Source organism: Cryobacterium sp. Hz7 (genome assembly GCF_004402815.1).
Classification (GTDB): domain Bacteria; phylum Actinomycetota; class Actinomycetes; order Actinomycetales; family Microbacteriaceae; genus Cryobacterium; species Cryobacterium sandaracinum.
On the sequence record NZ_SOFB01000026.1, the window covers coordinates 78,390 to 95,562 of the forward strand.

Sequence of the window (17,173 nt, forward strand, 5' to 3'; positions counted from 1 at the left end):
CGAGAGGAGGCAATGTTTGAGGCCAGGATTACCATAGAGAAGGTCTCCGCCCTGGCCATCGAAAGCGCCATTGGGCACAACCTCGACAGCTACTTGGATGCGGTGTCCACAGGAGACGTCTGGCCCAAGCCGGCGTTCGCCACAATCCGCGAAGACACAGATGAACAGACACCCGGTTGGGCTCGCGGAGCGGCGTTCGGCGCGGTAGTCGATCGATCAATGTCCTACCCGAAGGTGCTGGTTAGCTACGCCGCATCGGGGCAAAGCTCCACCGGAAGCGGATTCAATTCGAGGGTTGCCAACGTGTTGGTCTGCGTCAGCATCGAGGTCGAGTTCGTGGGCGACCGGGTTGATGTCTATATGCCCCCTTCTATCGCTGCCGTGGAATGTCCCGCCGACGTACAAAAATACTTCGGCGGGAACGAATTGGTCACGCTTGACGAGGTGTTCGCCGCATCTCCATGACGTTAGCGGCGGCTCAAAGTCACCGACTTTCGATAGCGCCAACCGCCACGGTGGCTGAAGACGGCTGTGAGGGGTCGCAAATCGACCTTCCTGAGTCGGTTGAAGGTCGATTTGTGACCCCTCACGGCTTCGGCAGGGCGAATCAGGAGCCTCCGAATCGGTGTGGAGTCTGTTCCAGACCTGCCGCAGGCATCCATATTTACTGCCGGAACACCCCCACTGGGGACAAAAAAGCAGGCCAAAGCCTTCTTTCGCGGTGCGCCCCCACCTAGGCTTGAACTTTGCAGTAAAGCCAATCAGTTGGGGGACTGAAGCGTGAGTTCGGATAATGTGTTGCTCGCAACGGGGGCGCTGGTCGTGGCGCACTGCGGGATCCTGATGGGCACGGTGTGTCTGCCGTTCGCGGCGTCGTTCCTCCTGGACGGAATCGTGCAGCTTCTGCGAGGCGACGGCCCGAAGCTGTTCCTGGGCAGCCTGGGCCTGGTGGTTCTGCTTGCCGGTGCCGGATACGCCCTGTGGCAGTTCGGAGCCGGCTACCCCGGAGTGGAAATGGAGAGGCCGGCCCTCATGGTCACGGTTTCCCTCTACCTGGTCGCGGTCTCCACTGTGCTGGCGCTGATCGGGTTCGTGCTGCGAACGGTGAGGCTCCTCCGGGACGCCCGGCTGGAGGCGGACAGGCTGCAGTACATGCAGATGTCTCCCCTGTGACGCCGGCTGAGCACCGCGCTGCCTCGGACTGACCGGCTCGTCTCGACCCTCAGTTGCGGAAGGTGAGCGCCAAAGCCCGATCGGCCTCGACACTCGCCCGGTGAAGTTCTTGATTAGCGGCCATTTCGGGGCGACGGCGGATGATGAGCCAGGCGATGCCGAGCCCGATGAACCACACTGGCGTCACGACCAACGCCTGCAGCGTATCCGTCTTCTGGGTGAGCGCCCAGATCAGGAATACGAAGAACGCGAGCAGGACATAACTCATGTACACGCCGCCGGGCATTTTGAACTTGGACGCTGCGTGCAGCGCCGGGCGGCGCTTGCGATACACGATGTAGCTCACCACGATGATGGTCCACACGAAGATGAACAGCACCGACGCCATTGTTGTCACCACGGTGAACACGGCCATGATCGATGAACTCGAATACAGCAGCACAGCCGATATGAGCAGGAACATGCACGAGAACAGCAGGGCGTTGGCCGGCACCTTGTGGCGGGTCAGACGTTGGAACCGCCCCGATGCCGTGCCCTCGACCGACAGCCCGAAAAGCATTCTGGATGTTGAATACAGACCGGAGTTCGCTGAGGATGTCGCGCTCGTGAGCACGACGAAGTTGATCACGGCCGCGGCCCCGCCGAGCCCTGCGAGGGCGAACATCGCAACGAACGGGCTCACATCGGCGCGGACCTCACGCCACGGCGTGACCGTCATGATCATGATCAAGGCGAGAACGTAGAACAGCATGATGCGAATGGGAATGGAGTTGATTGCTTTGGGAAGGTTCTTCTCCGGGTGCTGCGCTTCGGCGGCCGTGGTGCCCACGAGCTCGACCCCGAGGAACGCGAACACGGAGAGCTGGAAACCGGCGATGAACCCCATCGGGCCGGTCGGGAACATCCCGCCGTCATTCCACAGGTTGGTGAAACTCGCCGGGGTGCCGTTGGGGGACTGGAACTGAGTGAACACCATCACGAGGCCCACGACGATAAGCGTGACAATTGCCACGATTTTGATCAGCGCGAACCAGAACTCGGTCTCGCCGAACGCCTTGACGCTCGTGAGGTTGAAGCCGAGCAGAATCGTTACCGCCACGAGCGCCGGAATCCATAGCGGCAGATCGGGCCACCAGAAGCTCGTATACAGCGCGATCGCGATCAGCTCGGCGATGGCGGTGACGATCCAGCACACCCAGTACGTCCAGCTCGTGAAGAAGGCGGCCCACGGCCCGAGCAGGTCACCGGCGAAGTCGCTGAACGACTTGTATTCGAGGTTGGAGAGCAGCAACTCGCCCATGGCCCGCATGACGAAGAACAACATGAAGCCGATGATCATATAGACGAAGATCACGGACGGCCCCGCGAGGGAGATCGTCTTCCCCGAGCCCATGAACAGGCCCGTTCCGATCGCACCGCCGATGGCGATGAGCTGGATATGACGGTTCGAGAGCGATCGTGCCAGGTGTGGTTGCGCGTTCGGCGCTGGATGCGTGCTGGTTTTCACTTGCGACATCGGAGATACTTCCTTGTAGTCCAGGCAATGGGCACAGTGTCGGGGTCACCGATCTCTGCAGAAATTGTGGGTCGCGGATGCCGGGGCCGACCGATCAGGCCGTACCCGGCATCCGCGACCAGTGCTGCTAGACCAGCGCGAGCTCGACCTCTGAGACGAGGTCGGTCCAATCCGTGAGCGGTAGGTCGAGGGCGACGCTGACCGAGCGGTTCGCGACCTTTCCGGCGGCGATGTTCAGGCCACCGGCAAGGGCGGCGTCCCGCTCGAATGCTGCACGCACGCCACGGTCGGCAATCGACAAAGCGTAGGGCAGAGTCACGTTCGTCAGCGCGAGGGTCGACGTCTGCGGGACGGCGCCGGGCATGTTGGCGACGCAGTAGAAGATCGAACCGTGCACGGGGAAGGTGGGGTTCTCGTGCGTTGTGGCGTGTGTGCCCTCGAAGCAGCCGCCCTGGTCGACCGCGATGTCCACGAGCACGGAGCCCCGCTTCATGCGCGACACGAGCTCGTTGGTGACGAGCTTGGGGGCCTTGGCGCCGGGGATCAGCACGGAGCCGATCACGAGGTCGGCCTCGGTGACGGAACGGTTGATCTCGTAGGCGTTCGAGGCGATGGTCTTCAGACGTCCGGCGTACTGGGCGTCGAGTTCGCGCAGGCGGTCGATGTTGATGTCCAGGATGGTGACGTCAGCGCCCATCCCGATGGCCATGGCGGCGGCGTTGGAGCCAGCGACGCCGGCACCGATCACAGTCACCTTGGCGGCCCGCACCCCGGGCACCCCGCCCATCAGCATGCCCGGGCCACCACCCGGTCGGGTCATCGACGCGGCGCCGACCTGAACGGCGAGGCGTCCGGCAACCTCGCTCATCGGGGCAAGCAGCGGCAGTGAACGGTCAGCCTTCTGCACGGTCTCGTAAGCGATCGCGGTCACGCCGGACTCGAGCAGGGCGCTGGCGAGGGCGGGCTCGGCGGCGAGGTGCAGGTAGGTGAAGAGGATCAAGCCCTCACGAAAGTACGAGTACTCGGCCGCGATCGGCTCTTTCACCTTGAGGATCATGTCGGCGCTGGCCCACACCTCGAAGGCGGTCTTGACGATGGTTGCACCGGCGGCTTCGTAGTCGGTGTCAGCGAAGCCGGAGGCGATTCCCGCGCCGGCCTGTACCAGCACGGTGTGGCCGTGAATCTTGGCTTCGTGCACTCCGGCGGCGGTGATGGCCACGCGGAACTCGTTGTTCTTGACTTCGGTTGGAACGCCAATGATCATGGGGAACTCCTGCTTCTTGTAGACGCCTGCTGATCGACTTTGGTCAGCTTTAAAATGATAAACCCGGATTTAAAAGCCGCCCCGGCTCCGCCATGGGGACAACGGAGGCCGAGGGCAACTCCGTCGCGCGGTGCACAAGGCAGAAAATTGTCGTTTACACAGGTATTTGTCTTTCCCGAGGCCGGTGGTCAGGGGCGGATTCATCGTGCAGACACCCCGCAGTCGGCTCGACATCTGTAGCGCCCAGGTGCGTCGATCGTCTCCTGACGTCCACGCTGCTCCGTTAGATTGAATCTATGAAAACGGCCGATATTGACCAAGCAGTGGTCAACATCGCCGCGCGAATTGACCGGGCTCTCTCGCTTGAAGACCTCGACGGCGGGCTGCTCGCGTATAGCGCGCATCAACCCACGGCCGACCGAGTGCGCACGAACTTTCTGCTGAGCAAGGTTGTTCCGCCCGATGTCAGCGCCTGGCAGCTCAGCCACGGTATCGCCTCGGCAGTGAAGCCGGTTCCCGTGCCGGCCAACGCCGACCTCGGAATGTTGGGCCGCGTGTGCGTGCCGCTGCTGGCACGTGGATTCCGGGTGGGGTATCTGTGGGTCCTCCAGCTCGACGACGAGCAAACGCCCGAGGTGATTCTGCGTGAGCTGCGGCTCATCCGCCCGGAGATGGACGCCCTCGCAGAGATGCTGCTCAACCGTTCCAGCGCCGATTCTAAAGCGCGGCGCACCGACGAGGCCCAATTCCTCGCCGCGTGCTTGGGGGACCGCAATGCCGGCGTGGCGGTGGACGGTTGGCCTGGTGTGCACGGGCGCGGACCCTGGCGGCTTGCCGCGCTGCTCGAGCGCGGTGACAACGCGCAGCGCGACCCCGCCAAGAGCGGCCTGCTGCACCGTCTCGCCGCACTCTATGCCACGCTTGGCATCAATACCGTGCTGTTCTCGGCCGGCACCGAAACGCATGCCGTTCTGCTGCTCCACGACGAGATTGACGGCTTCGACCTGTCCGAGGTTCGAATGCGGTTTGAGTTCGAGGTGTCCCGCCGCGGTGGGCAGGTGGCTGCACCCGCCCTGATCGGGCTGAGCGAGCCCTTCACCGACCTGCGACGGCTGCCCGGTGCCTACTCCGAGGCGCGGAGCGCCGTGCAAGCGGCCAGGGTTGATACCCAGCTCGGCACGCTCGTATCGTTTCGCGCTACCGGGGTCTACCAATTCCTGGCCGTCGCAAGTCGAGACGTGTTGCCGTCTGAGTCAGCGCTCTTCTCCGAACTCCGGGCACTCGACCGAAACGGGGAACTGCTGCCCGTGCTCGAGATGCTCTACGACAAGAACGGGTCCGTGGCCGAGGTCGCAGAGCACCTGCATTTGCACCGAACCAGTATTTACAACCGGCTGGCACGCATCCGTTCCGCATTGGGCGTCGACCCGCTCGGCGGGCAGGCGCGCCTTGAGCTGCACCTGGCCCTCAAGGCCGACCGCTGGGCTGGCCGTCCGCGCCTCTGACGGGCCTGCCCGGATTGGTCTTAGACGTTTCGGTAGACGCGGGGAACGCGGGGACTGATGCGGGTGACCACTTCGTAATTGATGGTGCCGGCGGCCGCCGCCCACTCGTCAACGGATGCGTCGTCGTCGCCGGGGCCGAACAGCACCGCTTCGGCACCGATCACCGACGAGCCGGAGGCCACGAGTGCGGCCTCACCGAGGTCGATGACCATCTGGTCCATGGCGATGCGCCCGACCACGGGATAGGTCACGCCGTTGACTCGCACCGGGCCTCCCGTGGCGATGCGCGGAATGCCGTCGGCGTAGCCCAATGGAATCAGGGCGAGCGTCGTCGGGGCCGTGGTGCGGTAGTCGAGCCCGTAGGAGACGCCCTGTCCGGCGGGAACGTCTTTGCACACCGATACGAGCGTGCGCAGGGTCATCGCCGGGCGCAATCCGAGGTCGTTCGAGGTCTGGTTGGCGAACGGCGACAGGCCGTAGATGGCCAGCCCCGCCCGCACCAGATCGAAGTGCGTGTCGGGGCGGGACAGCGTGCCGGCGCTGTTGGCGAGGTGCCGCACCATCGGGCTCAGCCCCGCCTCCTGCGCCACTGCAACGGCCGTCGTGAATGCCGCAACCTGTTCGTCGGTCTCGACGCGGTCGGGTTCATCGGCCACCGCGAGGTGCGAGAAGATGCCCACGACGGTCACAGATCCGCTGGCTTCCGCCTGTCGGGCGCGGGCCACGAGCTCGGCCCACTCCGTGGGGGTGCTGCCGTTGCGGCCCAGACCGGTGTCAATCTTGAGATGAATGCGTGCGGTTTTTTGCTGCTGCTGCGCGGCCAGGGCGATGAGCGGCAACTCCCAGCCGGAGCATCCGAGATCAATGTCCGCGGCGATTGCCGCGGCGAAGTCGCTGTCTGTGGTGTTCAGCCAGGCCAGTACCGGCACCGGGATGGCCGCAGCGCGCAGTGCCAGTGCCTCCGATATGTGTGCCACGCCGAGCCACTCTGCTCCCGCCTCGAGCGCCGCGCTAGCGACGGGGAGAACCCCGTGACCGTAGGCGTCCGCTTTGACGACCGCCATCAGCCGGGCTGGGGCGGCGAGCGCAACGAGGTGGCGAACGTTGTGTCTGATCGCGTCGAGGTCGATCACGGCTGCGCGCTCCGGCAGCCGTTCGGTGACGGTGGGCACGGCTGCTGATATCACACGTTGCAGCCTAACCCTCGGGTGGTGCGGCCCTGCGTTCATGGCTGAGCGCACCGGCGAGCGCGGGCCGTTCCTGGGATGCCGCAGGTATCCGCGGTGCAAGAGCACGCTTGCGCTGACCTGAGCGCGCCCGTGACGGGTCGTAAATGACCTCAACCGGGGCGCCATCCCGGTATCCAATCAGCTGGGGGCGGCCTAGCGTTCGCACTGTACGCGTCAACCCCGCTGTCCCCGCATTAGGAGGAGGAATCATGAACGTGAACCGAGCCGGGTCGGCCGGCATCCGTGTGAAGACTGCCCGCGACATCGAGTCGACCGGAGACGCCAGCGCTCTGGACCGGTACCTCATTGACAGTGCTGACTCGGGTGGAGCAATCGCGGTCGTGGAAAACCTGCTGGCGCCGCGCACCCTCGCGGCACCGATCCACCGGCACAGCCGGGAAGACGAGTACAGTCTCGCGCTTGCCGGGCGGCTCGGAGTCTTCGAGGACGGCGACGAAGTCGTTGCCTCGCCGGGCGACCTGGTCTTCAAGCCGAGGGGTCGCTGGCACACCTTCTGGAATGCCGGCGAAGAGCCTCTGCGGGTGCTCGAGCTGATCGTGCCTGGCGGAATCGAACAGCTCTTCCGCCAGCTGGCCGAACCGGGGGGCGAGTACGATCCGGCAACGCTTCCGCCGCTGGCGGCCGAATACGGCGGCGAGGTCGACTTCGAGGCCACCATGCTCCTGGTGCAGCGGCACGGGTTCGTGTTCTGAGGCACCGACGACCCCTCTCGACGCTGGTGAGAGACCGCCCGGCTCCGGCTCAGGCTCGCAGGCGAAGCAGAACCGGGCTCGCCGGACCTTTCTGCTCGACCTCAACGACCGAAGACCGAGATTTCAGAAAATCGGAGAATTGGGTGAAGCCGAGCGCCCGCTCCTGAAATGACGGATCCATTCGTTTCATTTGGAGCTTCAGCGCCGATGCGTGTTGCCACTCCTGATCGTTTTTCGCCAGCAGCTCCATCGCTCGCAGGAGCAGCGGAGTCGCCGCTTTCCGGGCAGTGGGCGTGGCATCGGTTGTGAGTGCGGGCACCGCGGCCGAAACGAGAGGAAGCGGAGCCACGGATGCGACGGCATCCGTCTTCTTGGATGGAACCTCCTTGGCCGGCGGGATCGGGGGCGCTGGCGGGGTCGGGGCCGAGGGGGTCGACATCGAAATCAGCGTTGCCGCACTCGTGACACCGGGCAGGGAGTCGTAGTCGGCGAACTCATCGCAGGCGGCCGCGAGCGTACTGCTCGTCGAGCCGGAAACGCCGATTCCGATGACGTAGCGGCCCAGCCTCCTGCAGCGCTGGGCGAGCGGGACGTAGTCGGAATCTCCGGCGACGATGACGACGTGGGTGAGGTCGGTGAGCCGCAACACGTCCTCGACGACGTCGATGGCCAACCGGATATCCGCGCCGTTCTTCAGCGACGAGACGGTCGGGAACAGTTGCGTCAGGTCGACAGCGCGGTCGGTGAGCTGGCGCTGGTACCTCGCGTTGACCGCCGCCGACCAGTCGGCGTAGGCGCGACTGACCACGACTGACCCGAACGACGATGCATAGTCCAGCACGGCGCCCACATCGATCATGGCCTGGTGGATGCGCGCGGTCACCTCAGCGTCGGCCCTGGGATTCGACGACACGTGATTGCGCGCCTTGTCCTTGGCAAACTGGTTCTTGCCGTGCAACTGGTTGTAGCGCGAGATGACGATGTTGTCGAAGTCCAGGTAGACGCCGACTCGTTCGCGGGACTGCTCAGCCATCCGGTGCTCCTCCTGGGTCGATGCCGGTGACGAGCATCGCGCCAGTCCCCCCGCCAGTCAGTCTCTCAGAGATGGGTGGAGAGCGTTGCGAGCCCGTTCTGGGGCTGCTGCCCACGCCACCGCAGCCGCTAGATTCGACGAGGGGGAACGGGGTAACCATGACTATTCACGCGCAAACAATGCGGCAGCAGTTCGCGGCCCAGGCGGTCATCGAGGAGTTGCTGCGGCAGCACGCCGATACGCCACCGCGCAGCACGTTCGCGCGGTTCTGCGGCAACTCTCCGTTGCGCAGGGACAGCGTCAGCTGGTATCTGGGTGCCAAAGGCGAGATCGTGGTCGGCCAGATCCTCGCGACTCTGCCTTCGGAGTGGACGTCTTTCCACGCCCTTCCGATCGGCAAGAAGGGCTCGGACATCGATCACATCGTCATCGGCCCGGGCGGCATCTTCACCATCAACACGAAACACCACGCGGGCAAGACCGTCTGGGTGGCCGGGCGGGGCCTGATGGTGTCCGGCCAGAAGCAGCCCTACATCCGCAACGCCGAATACGAAGCTGGGCGGGTTACGAAGCTACTGCGAGAACGGATGCCGCTGCTCCCGGCCGCGCAACCCGTACTCGCGCTCGTCAACCCCAAGTCGCTGACCGTCAAGGTGACGCCGGAACAGGTGAAAGTCACGACCGCCGCTGCCCTGAGTCGCTGGATTGTGAAGCGTCCCGTGGTCTTGAACGCCGGTGACCTGGCGGAGCTCGCCGCGGTCATCGACGACCCGGCGACGTGGCTGGCCCCGCTGTTCCCTCCCACGGAGAACGTGTTGGCTCGCTTCGACGCGCTCGATGCCGAGGTTCTCGCGGCGCAGACGCGGCGGACGCAGTGGAGAGTGTTCGGCTTCGTGGCATCCGTGGCTGCGCTGCTTGTGGCAGGACCTCCAGTGTCAGCAGTCATCGTAAGCATCCTGATGGGAGCCGCCCTATGAACGGTCTGCACCGCCGACCGGCGCACAGGGATGAGAGCGAAGCGCTGGCCGGCAGCGGCAAGGGGTATGCGGTCATCGACTTCGAAACAACAGGGCTGTTCTCGAAGTCGAGTCACCGGGTCATCGAGGTTGCCGTCGTTCACGTCGATGAAAAGGGTCGCATCACCGGCCGATGGGACACGCTGATCAACCCCGGGCGCGACCTCGGCAGGCAGGACATCCACCGCATCCGCGCGGCCGATGTGATGCAGGCGCCGACCTTCGAGCAGGTCGCACCCCAGCTCATTGAGCTCATCTCAGGGCGAGTGCTGGTAGCGCACAATGCGCGGTTTGACACCGGATTCCTGCTCGCGGAGCTGGATCGGCTCGACTATGAAGCTGAGCTGGGGCTCGAGGTGCTCTGCACCATGCAGCTGGCGCGCGAGTTCCTTCCGGGCTCCGGCCGAAAGCTCTCCGACTGTTGTGCCGCGTACGACATCCCCCTCGTCGACGCTCACCGCGCCCTGGCCGATGCCGTAGCGACCGCCAAACTACTGGGCGCCTACATCGCCGAGGCTCCGGATGCCCCGGGCTGGGCTCGCAGCGTGGCCGACGCCGCCGCGTTGCCTTGGCCACCCTTCCAAGGAGAGGCGTCGGAGTGGGTGTCCCGCGACGATGTTGCCCCCGCCGGACCGGTCAAGGCCGCATCATGGCTCGACCGGATCACGGTGAAGCTTCCCGAGTTCGCCGGGCCGGCGGAGCAGTTGGACTACCTCGCCCTCCTTGACCTCGCCCTGCTCGACCGCGAGCTGTCAACGCACGAGGCGCAGGCCCTCGTGCAACTCGCCGAAGACCTCGGCATCGGTCGCGCCACCTGCGCGGCCCTGCACGAACGTTACTTCGACGACCTCGTGCAACTCGCCTGGGCTGACATGGTTCTCACCGAGGCCGAAATCACTGACCTCGTCACCGTGGCGCAGCTGCTGGGGCTTCTGGCCGCGGCGGTTGCGACTGCGATGGTGGCGCCGCCGGTTGCCGGAACCGTGAAGGTGGCTGTCGCGTCGCCGGAGCGCTTCGCGCTGACCGTGGGCGACATCGTCGTTCTCACCGGGGAGATGCTGCGGCCGCGTGCCGATTGGCACGCCGAACTCACGCAGCACGGGTATATGCCCGGAGCCGGCGTAACGAAGAAGTCCCGTCTGGTCGTCGCGGCCGACCCCGACTCCTTGTCGGGCAAGGCGCGCAAGGCTCGCGACTATGGCATCCCCGTTGTGAGCGAAGCAGGGTTGAGCTCCCTGCTGCGTCGTTCCTGATCACCGAGCGCGATCCGCACCCGGCCGTGATCGCTGAGGAGCCAACAGTTTGCCATGCGGGGCACTTGTAGGAGGCGAAATGGCGGTCTTGCTCGGAGCTACTGGCCTCACCAACCTGACACGAGCGGCTCACCGCCGCTGGCTAAGCTGGCAATACGCATCGACGGCCAAGTAACGGAGTAAGCACTTGAAGAAAAGAATCGAAGTCGTCGGCGCCGTCCTCACCAGAGGGCAGACAATCCTTGCGGCACAGCGGAGTTCGACAATGTCGTTGCCCGGTATGTGGGAGTTCCCCGGAGGCAAGATTGAGTCGAACGAGTCACCGAAGCAAGCGTTACTCCGCGAACTCGAAGAAGAGTTACTCTGCTCTGCAGAAATTGGCGAACATATCGAAACCACCGAGCACGAGTACGACTTCGGTATCGTCGTCCTAACGACGTACTACTGCTCGCTCATCGGTAAGGAACCTCGCCTGACAGAGCACTCGGAGCTTCGCTGGGTGCAAGCCGCCGAACTCGATGAGCTCGAGTGGGCCCCCGCCGACATTCCTGCGGTCGAGCGAGTCATGAAGGACTTCTTGGTTTGAGTGAGACTCGCAGTCAACTAACGCTCGACAACGCTTTTGGATTCTTAGATTCACACGTCAAGTCCGACCAGGTCTTCCATCCCGCTCTTGTGTCGAATTCCAATGGCCAGACGATGCTCAAGGCGATCCTTGATGAGCTGAAACGATCGTGCAATTTCGTGTTTTCCGTCGCGTTCATCGCGCCGAGCGCGATCGCCCTGCTCAAACAGGCACTCCTCGACTACCGAGGAACGGGCACAATCATCACCTCTACTTATCTCGGCTTCAACTCGCCTGCCGCGTTCCGTGAACTCCTCAACCTCGATGGCGTCGATGTCTACGTGTATCCAGACTCCGCCGCTGGGTTCCACGCGAAAGGTTACATATTCGAGCAGGAGTCGAGCACCACAGCGATCGTAGGCAGCTCCAACTTGACAGCCTCGGCGCTGCTGAGAAACCAGGAATGGAATCTGCGCTTCTCGGCTCTGCCCGATGGGGACATCGTGGAGCAGCTGAATTGCGCAGTCCAGGCGCATATGGATGCTTCGACCGCCTTGACGCGGAGATGGATCGATGAGTACGCACTGACGTGGACTCCGCAGCCTAACAACCCTCTTCGAGGAGCGCCAGGGACTGAATCGCTCGGTGATGCGCTGCCGGGAGGAGTGATCCTCCCAAACTCAATGCAGGTAGAAGCGCTCGCTGAGATTCAGGCTTTGCGGGACGCAGGGGAGAGCCGTGCAGTCGTCATTTCGGCGACCGGGACAGGAAAAACAATCCTTTCCGCGCTCGACGTTCGTGCCTACGCGCCCAAACGTATGTTGTTCGTCGTGCACCGTGAGCAGATTCTGGACCGGGCGATTGATGAGTTTCAGCGCGTACTCAATGCCCCGGACAGCGACTTCGGCAAGTTCGTCGGATCGAAGAAAGAGCTCGATCGGCGCTATGTGTTCGCATCAATTCAATCGCTTTCTCGGCCAGAGAATCTTCTCGCAATTAAGCCTGACACCTTTGACTACGTGCTGATCGACGAAGTCCACCGCGCTGGCGCTGCTAGCTACCGCACACTTATCGATCACCTCGAGCCGGATTTTCTTCTCGGGATGACGGCAACTCCAGAACGTACGGACGAGTTCAACGTGTTTGAGCTGTTCGACTTCAACGTGCCGTACGAAATCCGCTTGCAGAAAGCGCTCGAGGCCGACATGTTGGCGCCATTCCACTACTACGGCGTCACGGACTACATAAAGTCGAACGGCGAAGTCATCGACCAGGTAGCGGACCTCAGCCGGTTGGTCGCGCCTGAGCGAGTTGACCATCTGATCACGTCCATCGAGAAGTATGGCCACGCTGGTGTGCCGGTCAAAGAGTTGATCTTCTGCAGTAAGAATGCCGAAGCGGCCGAACTCTCTGGAATTCTCAACCAGCGCGATGTCCACGGGCAACGACTTCGAACTCGCGCCTTGAGTGGGAAACACTCGGTTGAGGAGCGGGAGCTGGCTGTGCAGATGCTGGAACGCGGTGAACTTGACTACATCGCGACTGTCGACATCTTCAACGAGGGCATTGACATCCCCTCGGTCAACCAGGTGGTCATGCTCCGGCAAACGTTGTCGAGCATCGTTTTCACGCAGCAGTTGGGTCGAGGGCTGCGCAAGGCTGCCGGCAAGGGCCACCTCGTGGTGATTGACTTCATTGGCAACTATGACAACAACTACTTGATTCCTATCGCGCTTTTCGGTGACAGCACCCTCAACAAGGATGCGATCCGCAAGAAGATCATCGATGCACAAGAAGCTGGCGCAATAGCTGGCCTCTCGAGCGTTAATTTTGATGCGATTTCGAGAGAGAAGATCTTTGCTTCCCTCGCGACGACAACTCTTGACAGCATGTCAAACCTCAAGAAATCCTTTGTCGATCTCAAGAACCGACTGGGTCGCTCACCGCTACTCACGGACTTTGCCCGCTTTGATACCGTCGACCCGACGGTCATTGCGACCAAGCAGAAAAACTACTGGAGATTTCTCAATAAGGTCGGGGCAACAGATGCCTCGGCCGACGCCTTCGAAGACGCGGTCCTGACTTTCCTCTCCGGAGAACTACTCAACGGAAAGCGGCCCCATGAGCTGCTGCTTCTTGACCAGCTGCTGTCACGTTCTGGCGGAGTGACGGTTGAGGACTATCAAACTGAGCTTGGGGGGAGCGAGCTGGCCAGCGATCAGGCGACTCTCGATTCCGTCCTGGCCGTATTAAGTTTAACTTTCTTTACCGAAGCCGAAGCCACGAAGTTCGGTGCCGCCCCGATCGTCTATCTTCATGATGGGGCCTACCACCTCAGCGAGAAATTTGTTGAGGCATGGGGTGCAGGCCCACTCTTCCAAATGCACGTTCGCGATGTCGTTGACGCGGGACTGTATCTTGCGCGCCACCGATACAAGTGGAGCGGACAGCTTGAAATCGGTCAACGCTACTCTCGTAAAGATGTCTGCCGTTTACTCAATTGGCAGTCCAATCAGCAGAGCACCATCTACGGATATAAGGTCGACTATTTCTCGAACAGTTGCCCCATTTTTGTGACGTACCACAAGGGGTCAGACGTGTCCGAGAGCACGAAGTACGAAGATGAGTTCCTCAACTCGTCAACCCTGACGTGGTACACCCGAAGCAGGAGAACGCTCGCGAGTGGCGAGGTGAAAGCGATTGTAGAGAATCGTCTCCCGCTTCACGTATTCGCCAAGAAAGACGATGCAGAGGGAACTGACTTCTACTATCTAGGCAGAGCAAGATCGCAGGATGCTCGCCAGACAAAAATGTCCGGAGAGAGCGGACATGATGTGGTTTCCATGACGCTTGGCCTGGCGAGCCCAATCGAGTCGAGCCTCTACGAGTACTTTGCGGCTTCGGCTCAAGTGGCTTAACTGCTTTCGCTAGCCTCGTTCCCGTTGCAACAGTGCTGGGCGAGGGCCTAAATTTCGCCCCTAAGTGGGGCGCGACTTGAGGTGGACCGGCGCGATAACGTGAATTCTTCTGTCGTGTCTACTGACCTTGGGGGTCAATGTGCTCGTCTCTGCCATCGATTCATCTTTTCTGAGCAACGTTGACGGTCCCGAACTCGAGGCGACGCGATGAGCCTCAAAGGCACATTCGGCCCACTCGTTGATCGTTTGCGGGAGCCGAACGGAAAAATCGCCCTCCGTTGGCGGTGGAGCGGAATCGCGATCCTGGCTCTTTTCTGTGTGGTGGCCATTATCGGAGGAGCGTTCTGGTCGATCATCGCGCTGATCGGCCTCGTCGCTGCCATTGTCGGGATCTACGCGGCTGTAACTGGCTCCGCAAAGTCCTTTCGGGTTCGCTCCAGATCAGCCGGGGCAGTCATGCTGGGAGCGGGACTCCTGGTGATGCTGGTAGGGACCGGGGTTAATGCTGTGACGCGCCCGCAAACGCCCGACAGTGCCAGCGTGGCCAAGTCGGCTTCGGGTTCGGTCCAAGTTGACGAAGTCGTGAAGCCAAGCCCAACTCCCACTCCGGTCAAGACCGAGTCGGAAGTTCAGCTGGTAGCAGCCATTCCATTTGAGGTCACTTCGGTTGAAGATCCCAACATCGATGTGGGTGCTTCGGCCATCACAACTGCGGGTGCTAACGGTGAGACAACCACAACCTATCTCGTCAAATCCGTCGACGGCGTGGAAGTATCCCGAGAGGTCAGACGTGAAGAGGTCACGCTGCAGCCGATATCTGAAGTGACCTCTGTCGGGTCACGCCAGCCGGCCCCGCCAGCTCCTGATCCGATTGACCCCTGCAATTCGAACTACGCGGACGTATGTGTACCGAATTCCAGCGACGTCGACTGTGAGGGCGGCAGCGGCGACGGCCCGGCGTACGTAGATGGACCGCTCCGTATCGTCGGTACTGATGTTTACGGCCTCGACCGTGACGGTGATGGGATCGCATGTGACAAGTGACCTTTGGCCGACATGCTCGGGGTACGTCAATATCTCCTGAGATCAGTCAGGACGGGCTGGGTTCGGCACTTCGGAAGCGCCTTGTGCGACTGGCATCAGCTATCGGAAATAACAGAGGAAACATTCCACCCCCACCAGCGTTACCCCTGACATGAAGTCAATTGTGTACAGCCAGACCGGTGACCCGTCCGTGCTTCAGCTCGTCGATCGGCCGGTGACCGAACCCGGAACCGGCGAGGTGCGAATTCGGATCGTGGTCAGCGGCGTGAACCCCACCGACTGGAAATCACGGCGCGGCTCGGCACCGGGCCAGGCGCTGGCGTTCGACGACGTCGTACCCGGCCAGGATGGCGCAGGGATCGTGGAGGCGGTCGGCTCCGGGGTGCAGCACGTGGGCGTGGGCGACCGGGTGTGGCTAGTGCTCGCCGCGTACCAGCGCGCGAACAGTGGCTCGGCCCAGGAGCATGCCGTGCTTCCGGCGGAGCGCGTCTTCGTGCTGCCGGCGAATGCAAGCTTCGACCAGGGCGCGAGCCTCGGAGTGCCGGCAATGACGGCGTACCGCGCGTTGACGGTGGCCGAAGACGGACCGCGGCGGCTGCACCCGGGTGCCCTCGCCGGCAAGGTGGTGCTCGTGGCCGGCGGAGCTGGTGCGGTCGGGCACGCGGCGATCCAGCTGGCCCGGTGGGCGGGGGCATCCGTTGTCACGACCGTGAGCGGTCCGGCGAAGGCGGCGCTCGCCACGGCGGCCGGCGCGCAGCACGTGCTCACCTACACCGACCCGGATGTCGTCGCCCAGATCCGGGCGATCGCGCCGGAGGGGGTGGACCTGATCGTGGAGGTCGCGCCGGCCCAGAATGCGCGGCTGGACCTGGCCGTCATCCGTAATCGGGGGTCGATCGCGGTCTATGCCAACAACGGTGGCGACCAGGTGACGCTCGACGTGCGCCAGCACTTCAGCCTCAACGTGCGCTACCAGTTCGTGCTGCTCTACACGGTGGGTGCCGACGTGATTCGGGCGGCGGCCGAGGACATCACCGCGGCCCTCGTCGATGGCGCACTGACTGTGGGGGAGGCGGCGGGGCTGCCCCTGCACCGCACCGACCTCGCGCACACGGCGGATGCCCATGCCCTGGTCGAGAGCGGCGTTGTCGGGAAGGTGCTGATCGACGTCTCGGCGGGCCGGTAAGAACATGCGCGCCGGGCTTACACAAGATGGAAGGTGCGAGCCCGGCCGGTTGTCAGTAGCTGCCAGCGCCTTCGGCCGAAGACGCACCGGAGAGCAGTGCCGCGCTGCCCGAGACACCAAGCCGGGTCGCGCCGGCTTCGATCATGGCCAGGGCATCGTCGAAGCTGCGTACCCCGCCCGAGGCCTTGACTTCGGCTCGGTCGCCCACGGTCTGCTTCATCAGGCGCACCGCGTGCACGGTCGCTCCGCCGGCGGGGTGGAAACCAGTGGAGGTCTTGACGAAGTCGGCTCCCGCGGCGACGGATGCCTGGCACGCGCCGACGATCTCGGCATCGGTCAGCGCAGCGGATTCGATGATCACCTTGAGTACCTGCGGTGCCGGAACGCTCGCGCGCACGGCCGCGATGTCAGCCTGCACGTCTTCAAAACGGCCGGCCTTGACGGCACCGATGTCGATGACCATGTCGATCTCGTCGGCTCCTTGCTCGATGGCGAGGGCGGCCTCGGCGGCCTTGATGGCGGAGTGGTGCTTGCCGCTGGGGAAACCGCAGACGACCGCGACCTTGAGGTCGGTGCCGGCGGGGATGCTGAGCGGCAGCATCGACGGGGACACACAGATCGAGTAGGTGCCGAGCCTGACGGCCTCCGCGATGAGTGCGGTCACGTCTGCTGCCGTGGCCTCGGGCTTCAGGAGGGTGTGATCGATGTGCTGGGCGACCATGGCGGCGCTGAGGGGGACGGTGGGGGTCGAAATCATG

Annotated in this window: 16 protein-coding genes; 11 read left to right on the forward strand and 5 right to left on the reverse strand. The window is 63.2% G+C overall.

The window, feature by feature from the left end:
• Positions 1–12 precede the first annotated feature (12 nt).
• Positions 13–465: a hypothetical protein gene (locus E3N86_RS06305; protein ID WP_104099486.1), complete on the forward strand. Its 453-nt coding sequence runs from the start codon at positions 13–15 to the stop codon at positions 463–465.
• A 315-nt stretch (positions 466–780) separates the two neighbouring features.
• Positions 781–1,173, forward strand: a complete 393-nt coding sequence (locus tag E3N86_RS06310; protein ID WP_134511579.1) for a hypothetical protein — start codon at positions 781–783, stop codon at positions 1,171–1,173.
• A gap of 49 nt (positions 1,174–1,222) precedes the next feature.
• On the opposite strand, the gene cycA is transcribed toward E3N86_RS06310, so the two are convergent.
• On the reverse strand, positions 1,223–2,689 hold the full coding sequence (gene cycA, locus E3N86_RS06315) for a D-serine/D-alanine/glycine transporter (protein ID WP_104099488.1): 1,467 nt from the start codon (positions 2,687–2,689) through the stop codon (positions 1,223–1,225).
• 127 nt (positions 2,690–2,816) lie between these two features.
• Entirely contained in the window at positions 2,817–3,953 is a 1,137-nt protein-coding gene (gene ald / locus E3N86_RS06320; RefSeq protein ID WP_134342789.1) for an alanine dehydrogenase, read from the reverse strand.
• A gap of 296 nt (positions 3,954–4,249) precedes the next feature.
• Between ald and E3N86_RS06325 the strand changes: the two genes are divergently transcribed.
• Positions 4,250–5,458 carry a CdaR family transcriptional regulator gene (locus E3N86_RS06325; protein WP_134374091.1) on the forward strand — a complete coding sequence of 403 codons (1,209 nt, stop codon included), beginning with the start codon at positions 4,250–4,252 and terminating at the stop codon, positions 5,456–5,458.
• A 20-nt stretch (positions 5,459–5,478) separates the two neighbouring features.
• On the opposite strand, the gene alr is transcribed toward E3N86_RS06325, so the two are convergent.
• A complete protein-coding gene (gene alr / locus E3N86_RS06330; RefSeq protein WP_241985964.1) occupies positions 5,479–6,645 on the reverse strand; it encodes an alanine racemase in 1,167 nt (388 codons plus the stop codon).
• A 40-nt stretch (positions 6,646–6,685) separates the two neighbouring features.
• On the opposite strand from alr, the gene E3N86_RS17810 reads away from it, so the two are divergent.
• Positions 6,686–6,769: a topoisomerase DNA-binding C4 zinc finger domain-containing protein gene (locus E3N86_RS17810; RefSeq protein WP_104171472.1), complete on the forward strand. Its 84-nt coding sequence runs from the start codon at positions 6,686–6,688 to the stop codon at positions 6,767–6,769.
• A 127-nt stretch (positions 6,770–6,896) separates the two neighbouring features.
• On the forward strand, positions 6,897–7,400 hold the full coding sequence (locus E3N86_RS06340) for a cupin domain-containing protein (RefSeq protein WP_134511581.1): 504 nt from the start codon (positions 6,897–6,899) through the stop codon (positions 7,398–7,400).
• Between the two features lie 49 nt (positions 7,401–7,449).
• Here the strand turns inward: E3N86_RS06340 and E3N86_RS06345 are convergent, their stop codons facing one another.
• Positions 7,450–8,433 (reverse strand): NYN domain-containing protein, encoded by a 984-nt coding sequence (locus E3N86_RS06345; protein WP_134511582.1) that lies wholly within the window; start codon positions 8,431–8,433, stop codon positions 7,450–7,452.
• Between the two features lie 158 nt (positions 8,434–8,591).
• On the opposite strand from E3N86_RS06345, the gene E3N86_RS06350 reads away from it, so the two are divergent.
• The 6 genes from E3N86_RS06350 to E3N86_RS06375 all read left to right on the forward strand — a co-directional run bounded on the left by E3N86_RS06350 (position 8,592) and on the right by E3N86_RS06375 (position 16,415).
• Entirely contained in the window at positions 8,592–9,410 is an 819-nt protein-coding gene (locus E3N86_RS06350; protein ID WP_166785034.1) for a nuclease-related domain-containing protein, read from the forward strand.
• Positions 9,407–10,702, forward strand: coding sequence for an exonuclease domain-containing protein (locus E3N86_RS06355; RefSeq protein WP_134511584.1), 1,296 nt, complete (start codon positions 9,407–9,409; stop codon positions 10,700–10,702). Before E3N86_RS06350 ends, E3N86_RS06355 begins: the two co-directional genes overlap by 4 nt.
• Positions 10,703–10,889: 187 nt before the next feature.
• Complete coding sequence (locus E3N86_RS06360) at positions 10,890–11,288, forward strand: (deoxy)nucleoside triphosphate pyrophosphohydrolase (RefSeq protein ID WP_134511585.1); 399 nt, start codon at positions 10,890–10,892, stop codon at positions 11,286–11,288.
• Positions 11,285–14,185, forward strand: a complete 2,901-nt coding sequence (locus tag E3N86_RS06365) for a DUF3427 domain-containing protein (RefSeq protein WP_134511586.1) — start codon at positions 11,285–11,287, stop codon at positions 14,183–14,185. The genes E3N86_RS06360 and E3N86_RS06365 overlap by 4 nt, the downstream gene beginning before the upstream one ends.
• A 207-nt stretch (positions 14,186–14,392) precedes the next feature.
• A complete protein-coding gene (locus E3N86_RS06370) occupies positions 14,393–15,229 on the forward strand; it encodes a G5 domain-containing protein (RefSeq protein ID WP_241981787.1) in 837 nt (278 codons plus the stop codon).
• A gap of 151 nt (positions 15,230–15,380) precedes the next feature.
• Positions 15,381–16,415, forward strand: a complete 1,035-nt coding sequence (locus E3N86_RS06375) for an NADPH:quinone reductase (protein WP_134511587.1) — start codon at positions 15,381–15,383, stop codon at positions 16,413–16,415.
• Between the two features lie 52 nt (positions 16,416–16,467).
• On the opposite strand, the gene deoC is transcribed toward E3N86_RS06375, so the two are convergent.
• On the reverse strand, positions 16,468–17,172 hold the full coding sequence (gene deoC, locus E3N86_RS06380; protein WP_134511588.1) for a deoxyribose-phosphate aldolase: 705 nt from the start codon (positions 17,170–17,172) through the stop codon (positions 16,468–16,470).
• Position 17,173: the final 1 nt, after the last annotated feature.